Genomic DNA, 16,459 nt, shown 5'->3' with positions numbered 1-16,459 from the left:
ACCTTATTTCTCCAAGTCCATGATCTTCTGGACCCGCTGGGTATGGTAGCTGCCCAGGAAAGAAGCTCCCAGATAGGCATCCACGATCTGTTCCGCCAGGCCGGTGCCCAGCACCCGTGCCCCCAGGCACAGGATGTTGGCGTTGTTGTGTTCACGGGCTTTTTCCGCGCTGTAGCAGTCTCCGCAGACCGCTGCCCGGATGCCGTGGATCTTGTTGGCGGCAATGGACATGCCCAGGCCGGTGCCGCAGATCAGGATGCCCTGGTCCGCCTTGCCGGCAGCCACCGCTTCTCCCACTTTTTTGGCATAGTCCGGATAATCCACCCGGTCCGGGGTATAGGCTCCCGCGTCTTCCACTTCATACCCCTTGTCCGCCAGATATTTCTTCAAAACTTCCTTCAATTCAAAACCGCCGTGATCACAGCCGATCATGATTTTCATAAGTTTTGCCTCCCTGTATCAAAGTACCATGCGGTCTCCGCATATCGTATTTATTGTAACACACCTGTTACTCTATTACCATTCCCTGCAGGAACTCCGGCACCTGGCCGCTTTTTTTCCGGAACAGGCCCCGGTCGTAGACCAGGATGTTGTGGCCGGCACTTTTCCGCATCCGGTTCATGATGGCCAGGCCCAGTCCCCGGGTGGACACCCCTTCTCCCAGGATGATGTCCACCTGCTGCCGGTCGAATTCCCGGAGTTCCGTGTACAGGTTCTCCGCCAGGTCCCCCAGATCCTTTCCGGCGTTGCAGATTACCAGATGGGCGGCATGGGGCAGATGCCCGACCGTTTCATCCAGGGCCAGCACCCCCACTTTCAGGCCCCAGGCTTCCGCCATGATGGCCGCCCGGATCACACCCAGGCCGGCTTCCGGTCCTTCAATGAGCACCATGGGAGCCTTGGGGGCATAATGCCGGTACTTCATGCCCGGCGCTTTGGGTTTCTGGTCCGGCCGCACCAGTCCCGGATCCAGTTCCACTTCTCCCATGACCTCCTGGATCATCTCTTCGGTGATGCCCCCTGGACGGAGGATCACCGGCACCGTCCCGGTGGTATCGATGATGGTGCTTTCCACCCCGATGTCACAGGCACCGCCGTCCACCACGCCGCCGATGATACCGTCCATGTCCTGGAGCACATCCTGGGCGTTGGTGGGGCTGGGCTTCCCGGATTTGTTGGCGGAGGGAGCCGCCAGAGGCCGTCCGGTGAGCCGGATCAGCGCCCGGGCCACCGGATTGCTGGGGAACCGGACCGCCACCGTTTCCTGTCCGGCGGTGACCACCTCCGGGATCCGGTCCGACTTGGGCACAATCAGGGTCATAGGACCGGGCCAGAAGGCTTCCATGAGTTTTTCCGCCATGGGAGAAAGACCAGAAGTGAGAGGCAGGATTTCTTCCTTTTCACTGATGTGGAGGATCAGCGGATTGTCCGCCGGCCGTCCCTTGGCGGCAAAGATCTTCCGGCAGGCCTCCCCGTTCAGGCCGTCCGCCCCCAGACCGTACACCGTCTCCGTGGGGAAGGCCACCACTTCCCCCTGCTGCAGCAGGCGGGCCGCCGGGGCCAGCTGGGCCTCCAGTGGTTCATCGTCCTTTAATTTCCAGTATTGCGTTTCCATAGACCGTACCCCCTTTGGCGGCAAAGACCATCCGGTCCATGTCCCCATAATCTTTCCGTACTTTCACACAGTCAAGGCCGGCTTCCCGGCACAGACGGGCCACATCTTCTCCCTGGCCCTGGCCGATTTCAAAAGCGGCCATCCCTTCCGGATCCAGATACGACCACAGATCCCGGAGGATCCGCCGGTAAAAATCCAGTCCGTCCCGGCCTCCGTCCAGGGCCCGCCGGGGTTCCCGGTGGACTTCCGCCTGGAGCCCGGCCAGATCCCCTTCCGGAATGTAGGGCGGGTTGGAGACCAGCACCTGGAATTTTTCCTCCCGGGGCACTTTTTCGTAGAGATCGGACACCACCGTTTCCAGCCGGTCCCCCACCCCGAGGCTTTGGGCATTTTCCCGGGTCACCGCTGCCGCCCCTGGACTGATATCTACGCCCATGCCCCGGGCTTCCGGCAGTTCCGCCAGCAGGGAATCGATGATGGCCCCGCTGCCGCAGCCCAGATCCAGGATCCGTACCGGTCCCCGGTCCCGGTTCAGGCTCACCAGCTGTTCCACCAGGAGCTCTGTTTCCGGTCGGGGGATCAGGGTGTCTTTTGTCACCTTGAAATCATACTGGAGGAACCCCTTGTGTCCCAGGATGTAGGCCACCGGTTCCCTGGCTGCCCGCCGGGCCACATAGCCCCGGTACTGTTTCAGTTCCTGTTCTTCCAGGGGCTCATCAAAATTGGTGTACAGCTGGATCCGGCTCTTGTCCAGCACAGCACAAAGCAGCACTTCCGCATCCAGGCGCGGATTTTCCACGCCTTTGGACTGGAAGTACTGCTGGGTCCACTGAAGGATTTTCAATATGGTCCAAACGGTTTTTTGTTCCTGCATCTTATTTCACCTGCTGGAGTTTTTTGGCCTGTTCCGCCATCATCAGGGCATCCAGGAGCTCATCCAGATCTCCGTTGATGATGTCCGGCAGCTTGTGGAGGGTGAGCCCGATCCGGTGGTCGGTGACCCGCCCCTGGGGATAATTGTAGGTCCGGATCCGTTCACTCCGGTCCCCGGTCCCCACCTGGCTTTTCCGTTCCGCAGCCGTGGCAGCCCGCTGTTTTTCCTGCTCCGCTTCCAGTATCCGGGACCGGAGCACCCGCAGGCACTTTTCCCGGTTCTTGGCCTGGGATTTTTCATCCTGGCACTGAGCCACGATGCCGGTGGGGATGTGGGTCATCCGCACGGCGCTTTCCGTCTTGTTCACGTACTGGCCCCCGGCTCCGCCGGCCCGGTAGGTATCCACCCGGATATCCGCCGGATTCAGTTCAATGTCCACTTCCTGGGCTTCCGGCATCACCGCCACCGTCACCGTGGAGGTATGGACCCGGCCCTGGGATTCCGTATCCGGCACCCGCTGGACCCGGTGCACGCCGCTTTCGAATTTCATATGGCTGTACACGTCGGTGCCGGACACCATAAATACCACTTCCTTGAAGCCCCCCAGGCCCGTGGGACTGGAATCCATCAGTTCCACCTTCCACCCCTTCTGCTCCGCATACCGGGTGTACATCCGGAACAGGTCCCCGGCAAACAGGGCCGCTTCGTCCCCGCCGGCTCCGGCCCGGATTTCCATGATGATGTTCTTTTCATCATTGGGGTCCCTGGGCAGCAGCAGCAGGGTCAGCTTTTCTTCATAGGCTTCCAGCCGGGGCTGGAGTTCCTGCATTTCCTCTTCCGCCATGGCGGTCAGTTCCTGGTCTTCCCGGGCTTTGACAATGGCTTCATCGTCCTTCCAGGTGTCCACCAGTTTCTTGTATTCCCGGTATACCGTGACGATTTCCGTCAGTTTGGCATGGGCTTTGGTGTATTTCAGCCATTCCTCCTGCCGGGCGATCACCTCCGGATCGCTGATCTTGGCTTCCAGGTCCAGGTACCGGTCTTCCAGATCCTGGAGTTTGTCCAAATTCTCAAACATAATGATTCCCCGTTATTCAATGATTTCTTCCGGCGGCAGCACCGCTTTCAGGGAAGCGATGGCCACTTCGATCTGGTCGTCGTCCGGCTGGCGGGTGGTCAGTTTCTGGAGCGCCAGGCCCGGCAGGATGGCTGCCCGGACCCAGGGTTTTTCCATATGCTTCCCGGCGAACCGGATGATTTCGTAGCTGATGCCCGCCACTACCGGCATCAGCAGGATCCGGGACAGGATCCGCTCCCACAGGCTGGGCCAGCCCAGGAAAGTAAAGATGAAAATGCTGATGAGCATGACGATCATCAGGAAATTGGTGCCGCACCGGGGATGGAGAGTGGAAAAGGGCCGCACGTTCTCCACCCGCAGGGGCAGCCCGTGTTCATAGGTATAGATGGTCTTGTGTTCCGCCCCGTGGTACTGGAACACCCGCTGGATATCCTTCTGCCGGGAAATCCCCCAGATGTACAGCAGGAAGATTCCCAGCCTCAGCAGGCCTTCACACAGATTCAGCACCATGGGACTGAACCCCTCATTCTGGAGCAGCTTCATGGCCCCCGTGGGCAGCACCACGAACAGCAGCACCGCCAGCCCCACGGAAACGGCAATGGTCCCCGCCAGTTCCAGACTGCTCATGCTCTCTTCGCCCTCTTCTTCCTCCCCGGAAGCCTGGGCGGAAAAAGACAGGGCCTTCATCCCGTAGCTCAGGGATTCCACCAGGGACACCACGCCCCGGAGAAAGGGCTTCTTCAGAATGGGGTACCGGTCGCTGACGCTCCCGGCGTCCTTCAGGTCCACGGTGATTTCCCCGTTGGGTTTCCGCACCGCCACGGCAAGCTTCCCCGGTCCCCGCATCATCACTCCCTCGATGACCGCCTGGCCACCGACACTTAATTTTTTGGTCATACCATGACTCCCCGGATACAAGAAAAGGAGTGCTGCAATGTCTGCAAGTCACTCCCTGTTCATGCGCATTTTTTATTTTGCGTCTTTGCCGTACCGTTTGTTGAATTTTTCGATCCGGCCTCTGGCAGACATATCACGCTGTTTACCAGTGAAGAAAGGATGGCATTTGGAGCAAACGTCCACGCGCAGTTCCTTTTTCACACTGCCAGTTTTGAATGTATTCCCACAGCCACAAATCACGGTGCATTCACCGTAGTTAGGATGGATTCCCTTTTTCATTCCTGAAACACCTCTTTCTGAAATTGCATTAATATATCCCGACATTAACGCTTGACAATTATATCATACTCCCCCCTTCCGTGCAAGGGTCCTCCTCCGGATTTCCGGAAAAATCGGGGATTTTCTCCCCGTCTTCCGGAGGATTTTCCCGGACAGCCAGCTGAAGGAATACTTTCATGGCCTGGGTCAGCCATTTGTCCTTGTGGTAGAACAGCTGCCGGTACATGTGCATACGGAAATCCCGTACCCGGAGGATATGGAGCCGGTCCTGCCACAGACTGTTTTCCACCACGTACTGGGGCAGGAAGGACAGTCCCAGATTCCGTTGGACCATGTCCAGGATGAACCCGGTGTCACTGACTTCCAATAAAGGCTCCAGGGCACACTGCCGGGCCGCCAGATGCTGATCCAGACTCAGCCGGTAATTGTCCTCCTTTTCCGTCAGGAAAAAAGGCTGCCGGATCACTTCTTCCAGCTCCACTTCCTTTTTCCGGGCCAGGGGCGAATCCTGGGAACAGACAAACACGATGTTTTCCCGTTTCTGGAACACTTTCACCCATTTTACATCAAATAAAGGTTTGTCCAGCACATACACCAGATCCACCTTGTTGTGGTTCAGGGCATCCAGCAGCACACTGGGGGAATCAATGGTAATCGTAATGTGGAGATCCGGCAGGTTCCGGGCCGCATACTCCATCACCCGGGACATGTGGGCCTTGCACAGGCTTTCGATCATCCCCAGCCGCAGGGCCTGGGCCGGCGGCCGGTTGTGCATCACGTTCTCCACTTCCTCCACTTGCTGGAGAATGGGCAGTGCCCGGCGGGCCAGTTCCCTGCCCGGGGGTGTCAGGACCACCTGCCTGCCCAGCCGGTCAAAGAGCCGGACCCCCAGTTCACTTTCCAGAGAATGTATTTGTACACTCAGAGCGGACTGTGAGTATCCCAATTCCTTCGCCGCCCTGGAAAAACTTTGCACTTCCATAATTTTCAGAAAGCTTTTTAATTCTCTTAGTTCCATTCTGTCAACCGCCTTTTTCAATTATGAGAAATTTTCATCGATTAAATCGAGTTTATTAATTTGCTTTATGAGCACAACCATAGTACACTGAATAAACAGAAAAGTCAAACGTGATCTCCCAGCCGGCGGGACAGGGTTTGTCAAGTTCAGGGGAGGTTACATTTTCATGAAACTCGGTCTTGTACCAAAAATCATCATTGCCATCATTATCGGTATCCTTATTGGACAGTATCTGCCGGAAGATATCTGCCGCACCGTCGTTACCCTTTCCGGCATCTTCAGCAATTTCCTGAAATTCGTCATTCCTTTGATGATCCTGGCCTACGTGACCATGGGGATCGCCGATCTGTCCCAGGGAGCAGGGAAACTGCTCCTGATTACTGCCGTCATCGCCTACGGTTCCACCCTGGTGGGAGGCACCTTCTCCTTCACGGTGGCTGACACCCTTTTCCCGTCCTTTATCAGCGCCGGGGTGCTGGATGAACTGGCCAAGACCGCCGGCAAGAGCCTGCCGCCCTTCTTCTCCATTACGATCCCGCCCATCCTGGACACCATCTCCGCCGTGGTGCTGGCTTTCATCATCGGCCTGTGCCTGTCCTCCCTCCGGGGCAAGGAAATCGGCGACACCCTGTACAACGGCTTCAAGGATTTCTCCAAGATTATCGACCAGGTCCTGACCCACGCCATCGTCCCCTTCCTGCCCCTGTACATTTGCGGCACTTTTGTGGACATGACCCGTTCCGGCAAGACCTTCGTGATCCTGAGTGTACTCTGGAAAGTTTTCCTGGTGGTCATCGCCATGCATCTGATCTTGTTGTTTGTCCAGTTCATGATTGCCGGTTCCTTCAGCGGGAAAAACCCCTTCACCCTGATGAAGAACCAGATCCCGGGCTATACCACCGCCCTGGGGACCCAGTCTTCCGCAGCCACCATTCCGGTCAACCTGGAATGCTCCAAGGCTGACGGGGTCTGCGAACAGATCCGCAACTTCGTGATTCCTCTGTGCGCCAACATCCACATGTGCGGTTCCATGATCACCATTACTGCTTGTGCCACGGCGGTCTGTCTCATGTACCAGATCCCCATCCACCTGGGCACGGTCATCCCCTTCATTATGACCCTGGGCGTTGCCATGGTGGCTTCTCCGGGTGCTCCCGGCGGATCCATCATGACGGCCCTGCCCTTCCTGTGGATGATCTTCGGGAAAGAACAGGGAGACCCCAATGGTCCCATCTGCGCCCTGATGGTGGCCCTGTACATTACCCAGGATTCCTTCGGGACTGCCTGCAACGTATCCGGGGACAACGCCATTGCGGTGATTGTGGACAAGATCTACAAAACCTGGATCAAAAAATAATTTCTGCCAAAAGCGTTCCATCTCCATCTGATCCCCATCTGCAGCTGTCTGCTTGACAAGTTTCAGGCACCATGGGTATAGTTGTCAGGGAAAAACAAGTCAATCCTTCCTATTGCAATCCCCTTTTCCCTGACTTCTTCCCCCTGCTCCGGTTTTGGTCGGAAAAGGAGACTGGGACGTTTTTTCTATCTATTTTTCAGGAGGTTTCCCATGAATATATTTGATATCATCGGGCCGGTGATGATCGGTCCCTCCAGTTCCCATACAGCCGGTGCCGTCCGTCTGGGACGGGTGGCCAACAAACTGCTCCAGAGCGAGCCCAGGGACATCCGGATCGAACTGTCCGGTTCCTTTGCCAAGACCTACAAGGGTCATGGCACCGACAAGGCCCTGCTGGCCGGGATCCTGGGCTACCACAGCTATTCGGAAGAAATCCGCAGCATCTTCTCCATTGCCGACAAAAAAGGCATCCATTATACATACATCCCCACGGACATCCCCAATACCCATCCCAACACCGCCCGGATCCAGGTAACCTGTGAAGACGGCAGCCAGCATACGGTCCAGGGGGCCAGCATCGGCGGCGGCAACATCCGGGTGGACTATGTGGACGGCATGAAAGTGGACTTCACCGGAGAACGGAATACCATCCTGGTGCCCCACTACGACCGTCCGGGGGTCATTGCCGCGGTGACCAACATCATGTGGCAGAAACACAAGGACGTGAACATCGCCAACTTCAAGCTGTCCCGTCCGGTGAAAGGCGGCATTGCCATGATGACCATTGAAATCGACGGGATGCCCCCGGCGGACGTGATCGAAACCATCCGTTCCGTCCAGTACGTGACCAACGTGGTCCTGATCCGGGCTATTTGAGGAGGAATCTTATGTTTACCTATACATCCATTGCTGAACTGGTGGAAGCCGCAGAAAAAAGCGGAAAAAAAATCAGTGAACTGGTCCTGGCGGACCAGGCAGAATCCATGGAACAACGTCCGGAAGAACTGTTCGACAAAATGTCCACTGATCTGGACGTAATGGCCGATGCAGTAAAATTCGGAGAAAAGAAAGACCAGCGCTCCACTTCCGGACTCACCGGCGGAGAAGGCTGGAAAATGAACGACTATGCGGCACGGACCCAGGGAGGCCTGTCCGGCACCATCATTGACCACGCCATTGCCCGGGCCCTGTCCGTGGCCGGCTGCAATGCCTCCATGGGCCGGATCGTGGCCACCCCCACCGCCGGCAGCTGCGGCATCCTCCCCGGCTGTCTCCTGACCATGATGGAAGAAAAGGGCATGGACCGGAAAGATGTGATCATGTCCATCTTCACCGCCGGTGCTTTCGGCATGGTCATCGCCCAGAACGCCTGCATCGCCGGTGCCCAGGGCGGCTGCCAGGCAGAATGCGGCAGCGCTTCCGGCATGGCAGCAGCAGCCCTGGTGGAACTGGCCGGGGGGACGCCCCAGCAGGCTGCCGATGCCTGTGCCATGGCCATCGCCAACCAGCTAGGCCTGGTCTGCGACCCGGTGGCCGGACTGGTGGAAATCCCCTGCATCAAACGGAATGCCAGCGGGGTGGTCATCGCCTTCTCCGCAGCGGATATGGCCCTGGCCGGGATCCGCTCCTGCATTCCCGTGGATGAATGTGTGGAAGCCATGCGGGCCGTGGGCAATGCTCTCCCCGCCTCTCTCCGGGAAACTGCCGGAGGCGGCCTGGCCGTCACCAAAACGGGGATAAAGCTGAAGGAAAAGGTGTTTGGGAAGGAATAAAAAAGGGGAGCTGTTGCGCATGCAACAGCCCCTTTTTTTCATATTCTCTCAAACACTCCAATAAACACCGCCATCAGGGTCAGCCCCACTCCCAGGGACCAGGCGCAGAGTTTTTTCTCGATGGGCTGGAGGGGGAAGTATTCTTCTTCGTCGGCGTCCAGCTCGGCAGCGTGGACCCGGGCCCCGGTGGGACGGACCACCTGTTTTTCATAATACTGGTCCGCCGTGGAATGGACATTGGTCAAAATTTCGCTTTCCATATTATATACCTTCTTTCTTGGACAGAATGGGACTTTCAACCCTTCCTTACAGGGTGGGCGGCAGGATGCCATGATAGAAAATGTAGGAAATGCCCAGCCCCACCCAGATGATGAATCCGGCCAGGGCAACGGAATACACCCCGATTACCCGGCTCAGGCCGGCCTTCCACAGTTTCCGCACATTGGTCACCAGACCGATGGAGAAGAAGCAGAGACCGAAGAACACCGCCCGGAGCAGGTTGGCCTGCCCGGCACCGGCTTTGGCGCCGGCCACAATGGAGGGATGGGCCCAGCCGGCCAGGAAGATCCCCACCAGGGCCAGGACGAAGCCCAGGATGAATTTGGGGAACCGGTTCCAGATTTCCCCTTTGGAAACCCTGCCGCTGCCGGCAGCTGCCTTGGGGTCGTTCAGATGGTATACGGACCAGACCACCGCCAGGATAAAGGACCATACACCGATGAAAATGTCGATGAATACCTTGGAAGTGGTGGCGGCCATGAGGATCCAGCCTTCCTGGTAGCGGACTCCGAACAGTTCCAGGGCACGGCTGCGGATCAGGCTGTCGGCAATGGCCCCGGAGGCCACGGCCCCGCCGTCACTTTTCACCACCAGCCCCAGCCAGGAGCCGGCCACCATGGGATCCCCCGGCAGGAAATAGGCGGCGGCAAAGGGCAGGATCAGCAGTTCAACCGCCACGAAGACAATGATCACCGACGCCAGGATGGTGGGGATGATCTGCCGGGCCTTGATGGCGCTGCCGGTGGCAATGGCGGCAGCCACCCCGCAGATGGAGATGCCGGAAGCCATGGGAGCGGCCCATTCCGGCGTGAATTTGAAGAATTTCCGGGCCACAAAATACACCACCGGCCAGTAGATCAGATAGGCTTCCACCACAGCGCACAGCCCCCGGAGGATGACGGTGCTGGCCAGGCCCAGGGCACTGATGGCCTGGATCCCGATGTTGGCCCCCAGGATCACGATGCCGGTTTTAATGTACCACTCCGGTTTGGCCGCATGGGACAGGTACCGGGCCAGACCCGGGAAGAAGTTGCCGATCACCAGTCCGGCCAGCAGGGCGAACACAAAGCCCAGTTCCCCCAGGCTCAGGGACCAGCCGATGTGGAAGGCTTCCCGTTTGTTGGGGGTGGCGGCCAGATAGGCGTAATTCCCCAGGATGTTGGACAGGATGGTGATCCAGTAGATCACGGAGAATCCCCCGGCGAACTTCTTCACATCCGCCTTCATGAAATGGGCGCCCAGGGAAGTGACCCCCAGGGTGAACAGCCAGGTGGCCGCCAGCGCTCCGGCGCTGCCCAGCCAGGCATAGGCCTTGGATCCGGTGCCCACCGCCTTGGCGGGATCGATCCACACCCCGAAAGTGGCGGCCCAGCCCAGCAGGTCAAAGCCCCAGATTTTCCCCAGGCCCAACAGGGTAATGAACAGGCCCAGCCATACCGCCCACCAGTCTTCGCTGCCCAGCAGTCCTGTGGGACGGACCGCCGGAATCGTTTTTTCGTTTGTCATCATGAACCACCTCATCTGCATTTTTTTCAGGAGGCGTAAAAAATGCGCCACCTGTCCGACAGATGGCGCGCAAAAGAATCAACCATGGGTCTGCACAGACTCATCTGCCGGGCTATTTCCCGCTGGCAGCACCATCGGAACCATGTTCCATCGGCGGCAGCTTCCCAGGGGCCAGTCCCTCCGCTGCGGATGATTTTCTGTGCAGTCTTTTCACTTGTCCGGATGCCGGTTACCGGCCTCCCGTTCCGCTGTGGCTGCACATTCGGCAACAACAGCAGCACATGTTCAGAATTCCCATGATTTCTTCTCCCCATTTCCAGATTTGTAATTCCTATGATTTCAATATGCATTTTTCTGCATAGGGAAAGTATAGTTAATTGGTGGGGATTTGTCAAGAAAAAAATGGGCCGTAAAAAAATGATTTCTCATTTTTTTACGGTCCATTTTTGTCAGCAGTCAACGGTCAGCTGGACCCAGCCCCTCCATCTTCTCCAGGAAGATGGCCAGGATCAGCAGATCGGCACAGCCGCCGGGGCTGATGTTCTTCTCCACGAAGCTTGCGTTCAGATCCCACACCGCCTGGATCCCTTCCGGGGTGAAGGCACCGCCCCGGTCCAATACGGCCCGGGCTTCTTCCTGGGCCTGCCGGAGGGTGGCGGCATCGGACCGGCTCAGGATGTTGGTGTCTTCCACCTGGCTCAGGAGCAGCAGCAGGGTCTGGATATAGGCCTCATTGTCCGGACGTCCTTCCTGCCGGAACCGGCGCAGAGCCGGCAGGGCGATCCGGGCCACTGCCGGGAATCCGTCCATGGCTTCGCCCCGGATCCCCCGGCAACCCTGCTCCACATACAGCACTTCCCCATGGGTATGGGGATGATACCGGTCGATTCTGGCAAAATCCCTTTCCAGGAGAGGGGTTACCGCTTCCCCGATTTCCCGGAGCACAGCTTCGCTTTCCACTTTCCCTGTCCGGGCCAGATGCCAGAGGGTGAAGCTGGTCACCAGGCCCAGGGAAAAGATGATGCCCTTGTGGGTATTCACATTGCCCGTAGCCCGGAACATGGCCTTTTCGGCTGCCGCCCCCATGGGCCGCAGAGCCGCGAACAGCGCTTCTCCCGTGCCTTCCCAGTCCCAGCCTTTTTCTCCCATCTGCCGGAGATGAGGCACAATGGCATCGGTGCTCCGGGCAAAGGTATGCCAGTCCATATCCCGGTGGGCTCCCGGATTGTCCCGGTCCACCAGTCCCGGTTTGGGGGTGGCGTCCACTTCCCCCTGGAGGCCCTGGCGCAGGGCGTCCTCCACCCGGTCCATGAGGAAATCCCCCAGCACCCGGTGCACGTTCCGCACCAGTACCGGCACACTGTGCTTCCGGCTCCGGGCACAGGCCTGGGCCGGCTGGGAACATATCAGGCACAGCCGCCCGGGGAGCCCGATGTCCGTCCGGGAAATCTTGTGTCCGTCTTCCGCCAGTACATCCATGTCGTAGAGACGGCCCAGCCGGTCCTGTCCCTCTATGGCGCAGGCGATTTTCTTGATGGCCAGGGCGTTCCCGTCCAGCACATAATATTTTTCATAGCCGGTTTTCCATTCAATGGTTTTCTGGAACAGGATGGGGATCCCGGCTTTCTCCAGGGCTTTTTCCAGCCGACGGATCCCTTCCAGGAATCCCAGATGGATCAGGACGGACGTCTTCACCGGTCCCGGGATGTTCTGGGTGAAGAACAGCAGGGGACGATGATACCGTTCCAGGAGCTTTTTCTGGGCTGCCGCCCGGCCGTCCCGGGCCAGGAGCATGTCCGGCACTTCCACAGCAGGGCCTGCCAGACGGATTACAGGTTCTTTCATAATGGTCTTTATTCCTTCCTTGTTTTCCCCAGGGTCCGGATCAGTTCAATGAAGGCCCGGGCATAGGGGCTGAGATAGGCGTCCTTCCGGCAGCAGACATAGCAGTACCGTTTGTTGGCCACACCCAATAAAGGATACAACACACACTTGTCCTGTGACAAGAAGTAATCATCCAGATATACATCCGGACAGATGAACACCGCTTCCATGGCGGAGACCAGCCGCTTGCCCACTTCAATGCTGGAAGTTTCCAGGATCACATTGGGTTTGATTTCATACACGCTGAACAGGGTATCCTGGACCCGCCGCACATTGTGGCCTTCCGTAATGGAAACGAATTCCTCATTCTTGGCTTCGGTGATGTGGATGGGCGTCCCCGCCTTCACCCGCTGGGCCAGTGTGGTCATCTTGTTGGCCACAAGCACCACATCTTCCGTTTCCACCAGTTCATACTTCAGTTCGTCATTGGTGGGGGTGGTGGTCAGGATGGCCAGGTCCACGCCTCCGTTGAGCACTTCGTTTTCCGTGATGTTGCTCCCGGCTTCATGGATCTGGAGCTTGATGTGGGGATACCGCTGACGGAATATCGGCATCACCGCCGGCAGCATCTGCATGGCCCGCTGGACCGGAATCCCCAGCCGGAGGGTGCCATACCCTTCATACTGGATGTCCGCCACTTCATGGAGCAGATTGGAACTGATGGTGATTACCTGCTTCACAGCGGCAATGTACTTTTTCCCGGCCTCCGTCAGCACAATGGGGTTGGTGTTCCGCAAAAAAATCGGCGCTCCCAGATATTTTTCCACCGCCTTGATGGTCTGGCTCAGCGCCGGCTGGGAGACATGCATGGTCTTGGAAGCATTGGTGATGCTCCCTTCCTTGATGATCTCCATAATGTACTGCGCATGTTTCAGATTCATAAGCCCCTCGCTTTCCGTTTCCCCAAAATCCTTCTATTTCCAAAGAAATTTTAATTTCGCATATTTTGACACAATTGAATGAATCCCCAAACTCCGCATGGAATGGGAGTTTTCGCCCTATAATAAGGAATGGCTTATACAGATTATATCATTATTTATATTCGATTTCCATTTTTTCCTGTGATACTATCAAAGTGCACCAAAATGTACATTGTACCGATTTTCAGAAGGAGTGATTTTAATGGAATTGAAGAAGGCAGCCATGGCTGGCACTGTTGAGTCTTCCGATGCCCAGATCACGGTTGAACCCGGGACCAACGGCATTGAGCTCACTGTTGAAAGCAGCGTCATCCATCAGTATGGACGGCAGATCAAAGCTGTTGTCCTGGAAACCCTGAAGAAACTGGACGTGACCAACGCGAAAGTTTCTGTTGTGGACAAGGGCGCTCTGGACTGCACTTTAAAAGCACGCGTGGAAGGCGCAGTGTTCCGTTCTGTCAACGAGGATCCTGATACGCCGAATCCCTGGGAGGTGCTGTAATATGGTTATCAATACGAATCCGAACTTCAAGCGTCTGAGAAGATCCATGATGTTCCTGAACGCGCAAAAACCGAGCCTGGTCAAAGACCCGTATGTATATAAACCCGATTCCATTATGCTGGACCTGGAAGATGCTGTGGCAGAAAACCAGAAGGATGCTGCCCGCTACTCCCTGTTCCATGCCCTGAAAGAAATCGATTATCATGGCTGTGAAAGAGTGGTCCGGATCAACGGTCTGGAAACTCCTCACTGGAAAGAAGATATCCGGGTTTCCGTTGCCGGTGGCTGCGATGCCATCCGTCTGGCCAAGACGGAATCCGGCAAAGACATCAAGACTGTGGAAGAACACATCCTGGCTGCAGAAAAGGAATTCCACCGTCCCATCGGCAGCACCCTGATCATGGCTGCCATTGAATCCACCAAAGGGATGCTGAACCTGTATGACATCTGCACCTCTTCCGACCGTCTGTTCGGGATTGCCCTGTCCGGCGGGGACTACACCCGTGACCTGCAGACCAGCATTTCCAAGAGCGGTGTGGAACTGATGGGCGCCCGTCAGCAGATGGTGATCACTGCCCGTGCCACCGGCCGTATGTGCTTTGATACTGTTTACACCGACCTGGACGACATGGAAGGCTTCCGCAAAGACGTGGAAATGATCAAACAAATGGGCTTCGATGGGAAATCCATCATCAACCCCCGTCAGATCCCTGTCTGCCATGACGTATTCACCCCGACTGAAAAACAGATCCACTGGGCTGAAGCTGTGGTACGGGAAATCGATACCAAGAAAGCCATGGGTATCGGTGTATTCCAGCTGAACGGCAAGATGCTGGATATCGCCTTCTATGACGGCGCCAAGAGAACCATTTCCATGGCCAAGGCTGCCGGTGTGTACAAGGGGGATTTATAAGATGAAGAACGCAGTAGGTAGAGAGATTCCGGAAGAAATCCTGAAGCTGACCGGGAAAGAAGCTTTTGCCGGCAGCTATGCAAAACATCAGGCTGTATACCAGGCCGCAACCCACAAAGTTGCTCCTGTAATCGATCCCAACTACAGCAAAGTAGTGGATTCCATTGAAGAAGTCCTGAAGAAATGCGGCATCAAAGACGGCATGACCCTGGGCTTCCACCATCATTTCCGTGAAGGGGACTATGTGGTGAACATGGTTATGGAAGCTGTCCACAAAATGGGCATCAAAGACCTGACCATCTGCGCCACCTCTCTGGGGAAAGCCCAGAACGCCATCGTTCCCATGATCGAAGACGGCACCATTACCAACATCCAGGCTTCCGGCGTACGGGGCAAGATCGGTGAAGCCATCTCCAACGGCAAACTGAAGGGCCTGGCCATCATGCGCAGCCACGGCGGCCGTGTCCGTGCCATCGAATCCGGCGAAACCCACATCGACATCTCCTTCATCGGCGCTCCCAGCGCTGACGACATGGGGAACTGCCGTGCCATCGGCAGCCAGAACGGCGCTGACTGCGGCGTGCTGGGCTATGCCGCCATCGACGCCCAGTATGCGGACAAAGTGGTTGTGGTCACCGATACCCTGGTACCCTTCCCCAACGTTCCTGCCTCCATCGATATGACCAACGTGGACTATGTGGTAAAAGTGGATGCCATCGGCGATCCCACCAAGATTGCCACCGGCGCTGCCAAACCCACCACGGACCAGAGAAAGCTCCTGATGGCCAAGTATGCCGCTGACTTCATGGTGCATACTCCCTGGTACAAGGACGGCTTCATTTACCAGACCGGCGTAGGCGGTGCTTCCATCGCTTCCACCAAGTTCCTGGCTGAACATCTGCGGAAAGACAACATCCATATCGGGGTTGCCATGGGCGGTATTGCCCAGGCCATCTGCGAACTCCAGCATGAAGGCCTGATCGACAAAATCGCCGACACCCAGGATTTCGACATGGCTTCCATCGAAGACATCAAGACCAACCCCAACCATTACGAAATCACCACCTCCCAGTACGCTGATCCCTTCAACAAGGGCGCTTATGTGAACAAGCTGGACTATGTCATCCTGGGCGCACTGGAAGTGGATACCCACTTCAACGTCAACGTTGTGGTAGGTTCCGACGGCGTGATCACCGGTGCCCAGGGCGGCCATCCGGATACCGCTGCCGGTGCCAAATGCACCATCGTCATCGCTCCCCTGCTGCAGGGCCGTATCCCGGCAATCTGCACCGAATGCACCACGGTTACCACTCCGGGTGAAACCGTTGACGTGGTTGTCACCGACTACGGCATCGCCATCAACCCCCGCCGTCAGGACATCATCGATGCAGTAAAAGACACCGATCTGCCCATCTGCACCATCGAAGAACTGCGGGATACCGCTTACAAGATGGTAGGCACTCCTGACCCTGTACAGTTCGGCGACCGGATCGTGGGCATCATCGAAGCCCGTGACGGTTCCGTCATGGACGTTGTACGCCAGGTGAAGAAAGCTGAATTCTGAT

17 protein-coding genes are annotated in these 16,459 nt (G+C 57.1%); 6 read left to right on the top strand and 11 right to left on the bottom strand.

Annotated features, from left to right (window positions below; genetic code table 11):
* Positions 1–3 precede the first annotated feature (3 nt).
* The 7 genes from rpiB to ACFER_RS02210 all read right to left on the bottom strand — a co-directional run bounded on the left by rpiB (position 4) and on the right by ACFER_RS02210 (position 5,761).
* Positions 4–441 (bottom strand): ribose 5-phosphate isomerase B, encoded by a 438-nt coding sequence (gene rpiB, locus ACFER_RS02240; protein WP_012937817.1) that lies wholly within the window; start codon positions 439–441, stop codon positions 4–6.
* A 67-nt stretch (positions 442–508) separates the two neighbouring features.
* Positions 509–1,615: an L-threonylcarbamoyladenylate synthase gene (locus ACFER_RS02235; RefSeq protein WP_012937816.1), complete on the bottom strand. Its 1,107-nt coding sequence runs from the start codon at positions 1,613–1,615 to the stop codon at positions 509–511.
* Positions 1,581–2,489, bottom strand: coding sequence for a peptide chain release factor N(5)-glutamine methyltransferase (gene prmC, locus ACFER_RS02230; protein ID WP_012937815.1), 909 nt, complete (start codon positions 2,487–2,489; stop codon positions 1,581–1,583). The genes ACFER_RS02235 and prmC overlap by 35 nt, the downstream gene beginning before the upstream one ends.
* Position 2,490: 1 nt before the next feature.
* Positions 2,491–3,567: a peptide chain release factor 1 gene (prfA, locus tag ACFER_RS02225; protein WP_012937814.1), complete on the bottom strand. Its 1,077-nt coding sequence runs from the start codon at positions 3,565–3,567 to the stop codon at positions 2,491–2,493.
* 12 nt (positions 3,568–3,579) lie between these two features.
* Positions 3,580–4,464: a DUF1385 domain-containing protein gene (locus ACFER_RS02220; protein WP_012937813.1), complete on the bottom strand. Its 885-nt coding sequence runs from the start codon at positions 4,462–4,464 to the stop codon at positions 3,580–3,582.
* Between the two features lie 72 nt (positions 4,465–4,536).
* Entirely contained in the window at positions 4,537–4,743 is a 207-nt protein-coding gene (gene rpmE / locus ACFER_RS02215; protein ID WP_012937812.1) for a 50S ribosomal protein L31, read from the bottom strand.
* Positions 4,744–4,801: 58 nt separating this feature from the next.
* Positions 4,802–5,761, bottom strand: a complete 960-nt coding sequence (locus tag ACFER_RS02210) for a LysR family transcriptional regulator (protein WP_012937811.1) — start codon at positions 5,759–5,761, stop codon at positions 4,802–4,804.
* Between the two features lie 166 nt (positions 5,762–5,927).
* Between ACFER_RS02210 and ACFER_RS02205 the strand changes: the two genes are divergently transcribed.
* The 3 genes from ACFER_RS02205 to sdaAA all read left to right on the top strand — a co-directional run bounded on the left by ACFER_RS02205 (position 5,928) and on the right by sdaAA (position 8,890).
* A complete protein-coding gene (locus ACFER_RS02205; RefSeq protein ID WP_012937810.1) occupies positions 5,928–7,118 on the top strand; it encodes a dicarboxylate/amino acid:cation symporter in 1,191 nt (396 codons plus the stop codon).
* Positions 7,119–7,328: 210 nt separating this feature from the next.
* Positions 7,329–7,994, top strand: a complete 666-nt coding sequence (gene sdaAB / locus ACFER_RS02200; RefSeq protein ID WP_012937809.1) for an L-serine ammonia-lyase, iron-sulfur-dependent subunit beta — start codon at positions 7,329–7,331, stop codon at positions 7,992–7,994.
* 11 nt (positions 7,995–8,005) lie between these two features.
* Positions 8,006–8,890, top strand: coding sequence for an L-serine ammonia-lyase, iron-sulfur-dependent, subunit alpha (gene sdaAA, locus ACFER_RS02195; RefSeq protein WP_012937808.1), 885 nt, complete (start codon positions 8,006–8,008; stop codon positions 8,888–8,890).
* 38 nt (positions 8,891–8,928) lie between these two features.
* Here sdaAA and ACFER_RS02190 read toward each other — a convergent pair whose 3' ends face one another.
* The 4 genes from ACFER_RS02190 to ACFER_RS02175 form a co-directional block, all read right to left on the bottom strand.
* On the bottom strand, positions 8,929–9,150 hold the full coding sequence (locus tag ACFER_RS02190) for a hypothetical protein (RefSeq protein WP_012937807.1): 222 nt from the start codon (positions 9,148–9,150) through the stop codon (positions 8,929–8,931).
* 46 nt (positions 9,151–9,196) lie between these two features.
* A complete protein-coding gene (locus ACFER_RS02185; protein ID WP_012937806.1) occupies positions 9,197–10,675 on the bottom strand; it encodes a putative sulfate exporter family transporter in 1,479 nt (492 codons plus the stop codon).
* Positions 10,676–11,131: 456 nt separating this feature from the next.
* Positions 11,132–12,520, bottom strand: coding sequence for a citrate lyase holo-[acyl-carrier protein] synthase (gene citX, locus ACFER_RS02180; protein ID WP_012937805.1), 1,389 nt, complete (start codon positions 12,518–12,520; stop codon positions 11,132–11,134).
* Positions 12,521–12,528: 8 nt separating this feature from the next.
* A complete protein-coding gene (locus ACFER_RS02175; RefSeq protein WP_012937804.1) occupies positions 12,529–13,440 on the bottom strand; it encodes a LysR family transcriptional regulator in 912 nt (303 codons plus the stop codon).
* A 241-nt stretch (positions 13,441–13,681) separates the two neighbouring features.
* On the opposite strand from ACFER_RS02175, the gene citD reads away from it, so the two are divergent.
* From citD to citF, 3 genes are read left to right on the top strand one after another with little or no spacing between them, the layout of a single operon-like run.
* Positions 13,682–13,981 (top strand): citrate lyase acyl carrier protein, encoded by a 300-nt coding sequence (citD, locus tag ACFER_RS02170; protein ID WP_012937803.1) that lies wholly within the window; start codon positions 13,682–13,684, stop codon positions 13,979–13,981.
* A gap of 1 nt (position 13,982) precedes the next feature.
* Positions 13,983–14,894 (top strand): aldolase/citrate lyase family protein, encoded by a 912-nt coding sequence (locus ACFER_RS02165; RefSeq protein ID WP_012937802.1) that lies wholly within the window; start codon positions 13,983–13,985, stop codon positions 14,892–14,894.
* Position 14,895: 1 nt separating this feature from the next.
* Positions 14,896–16,458 carry a citrate lyase subunit alpha gene (citF, locus tag ACFER_RS02160; RefSeq protein ID WP_012937801.1) on the top strand — a complete coding sequence of 521 codons (1,563 nt, stop codon included), beginning with the start codon at positions 14,896–14,898 and terminating at the stop codon, positions 16,456–16,458.
* Position 16,459 lies beyond the last annotated feature (1 nt).

The sequence above is a fragment of the Acidaminococcus fermentans DSM 20731 genome, assembly GCF_000025305.1.
GTDB classification, from domain to species: Bacteria; Bacillota; Negativicutes; order Acidaminococcales; family Acidaminococcaceae; genus Acidaminococcus; species Acidaminococcus fermentans.
Note: the sequence above shows the minus strand (reverse complement) of the source record. Positions and strands in the feature narration are given on the sequence as shown.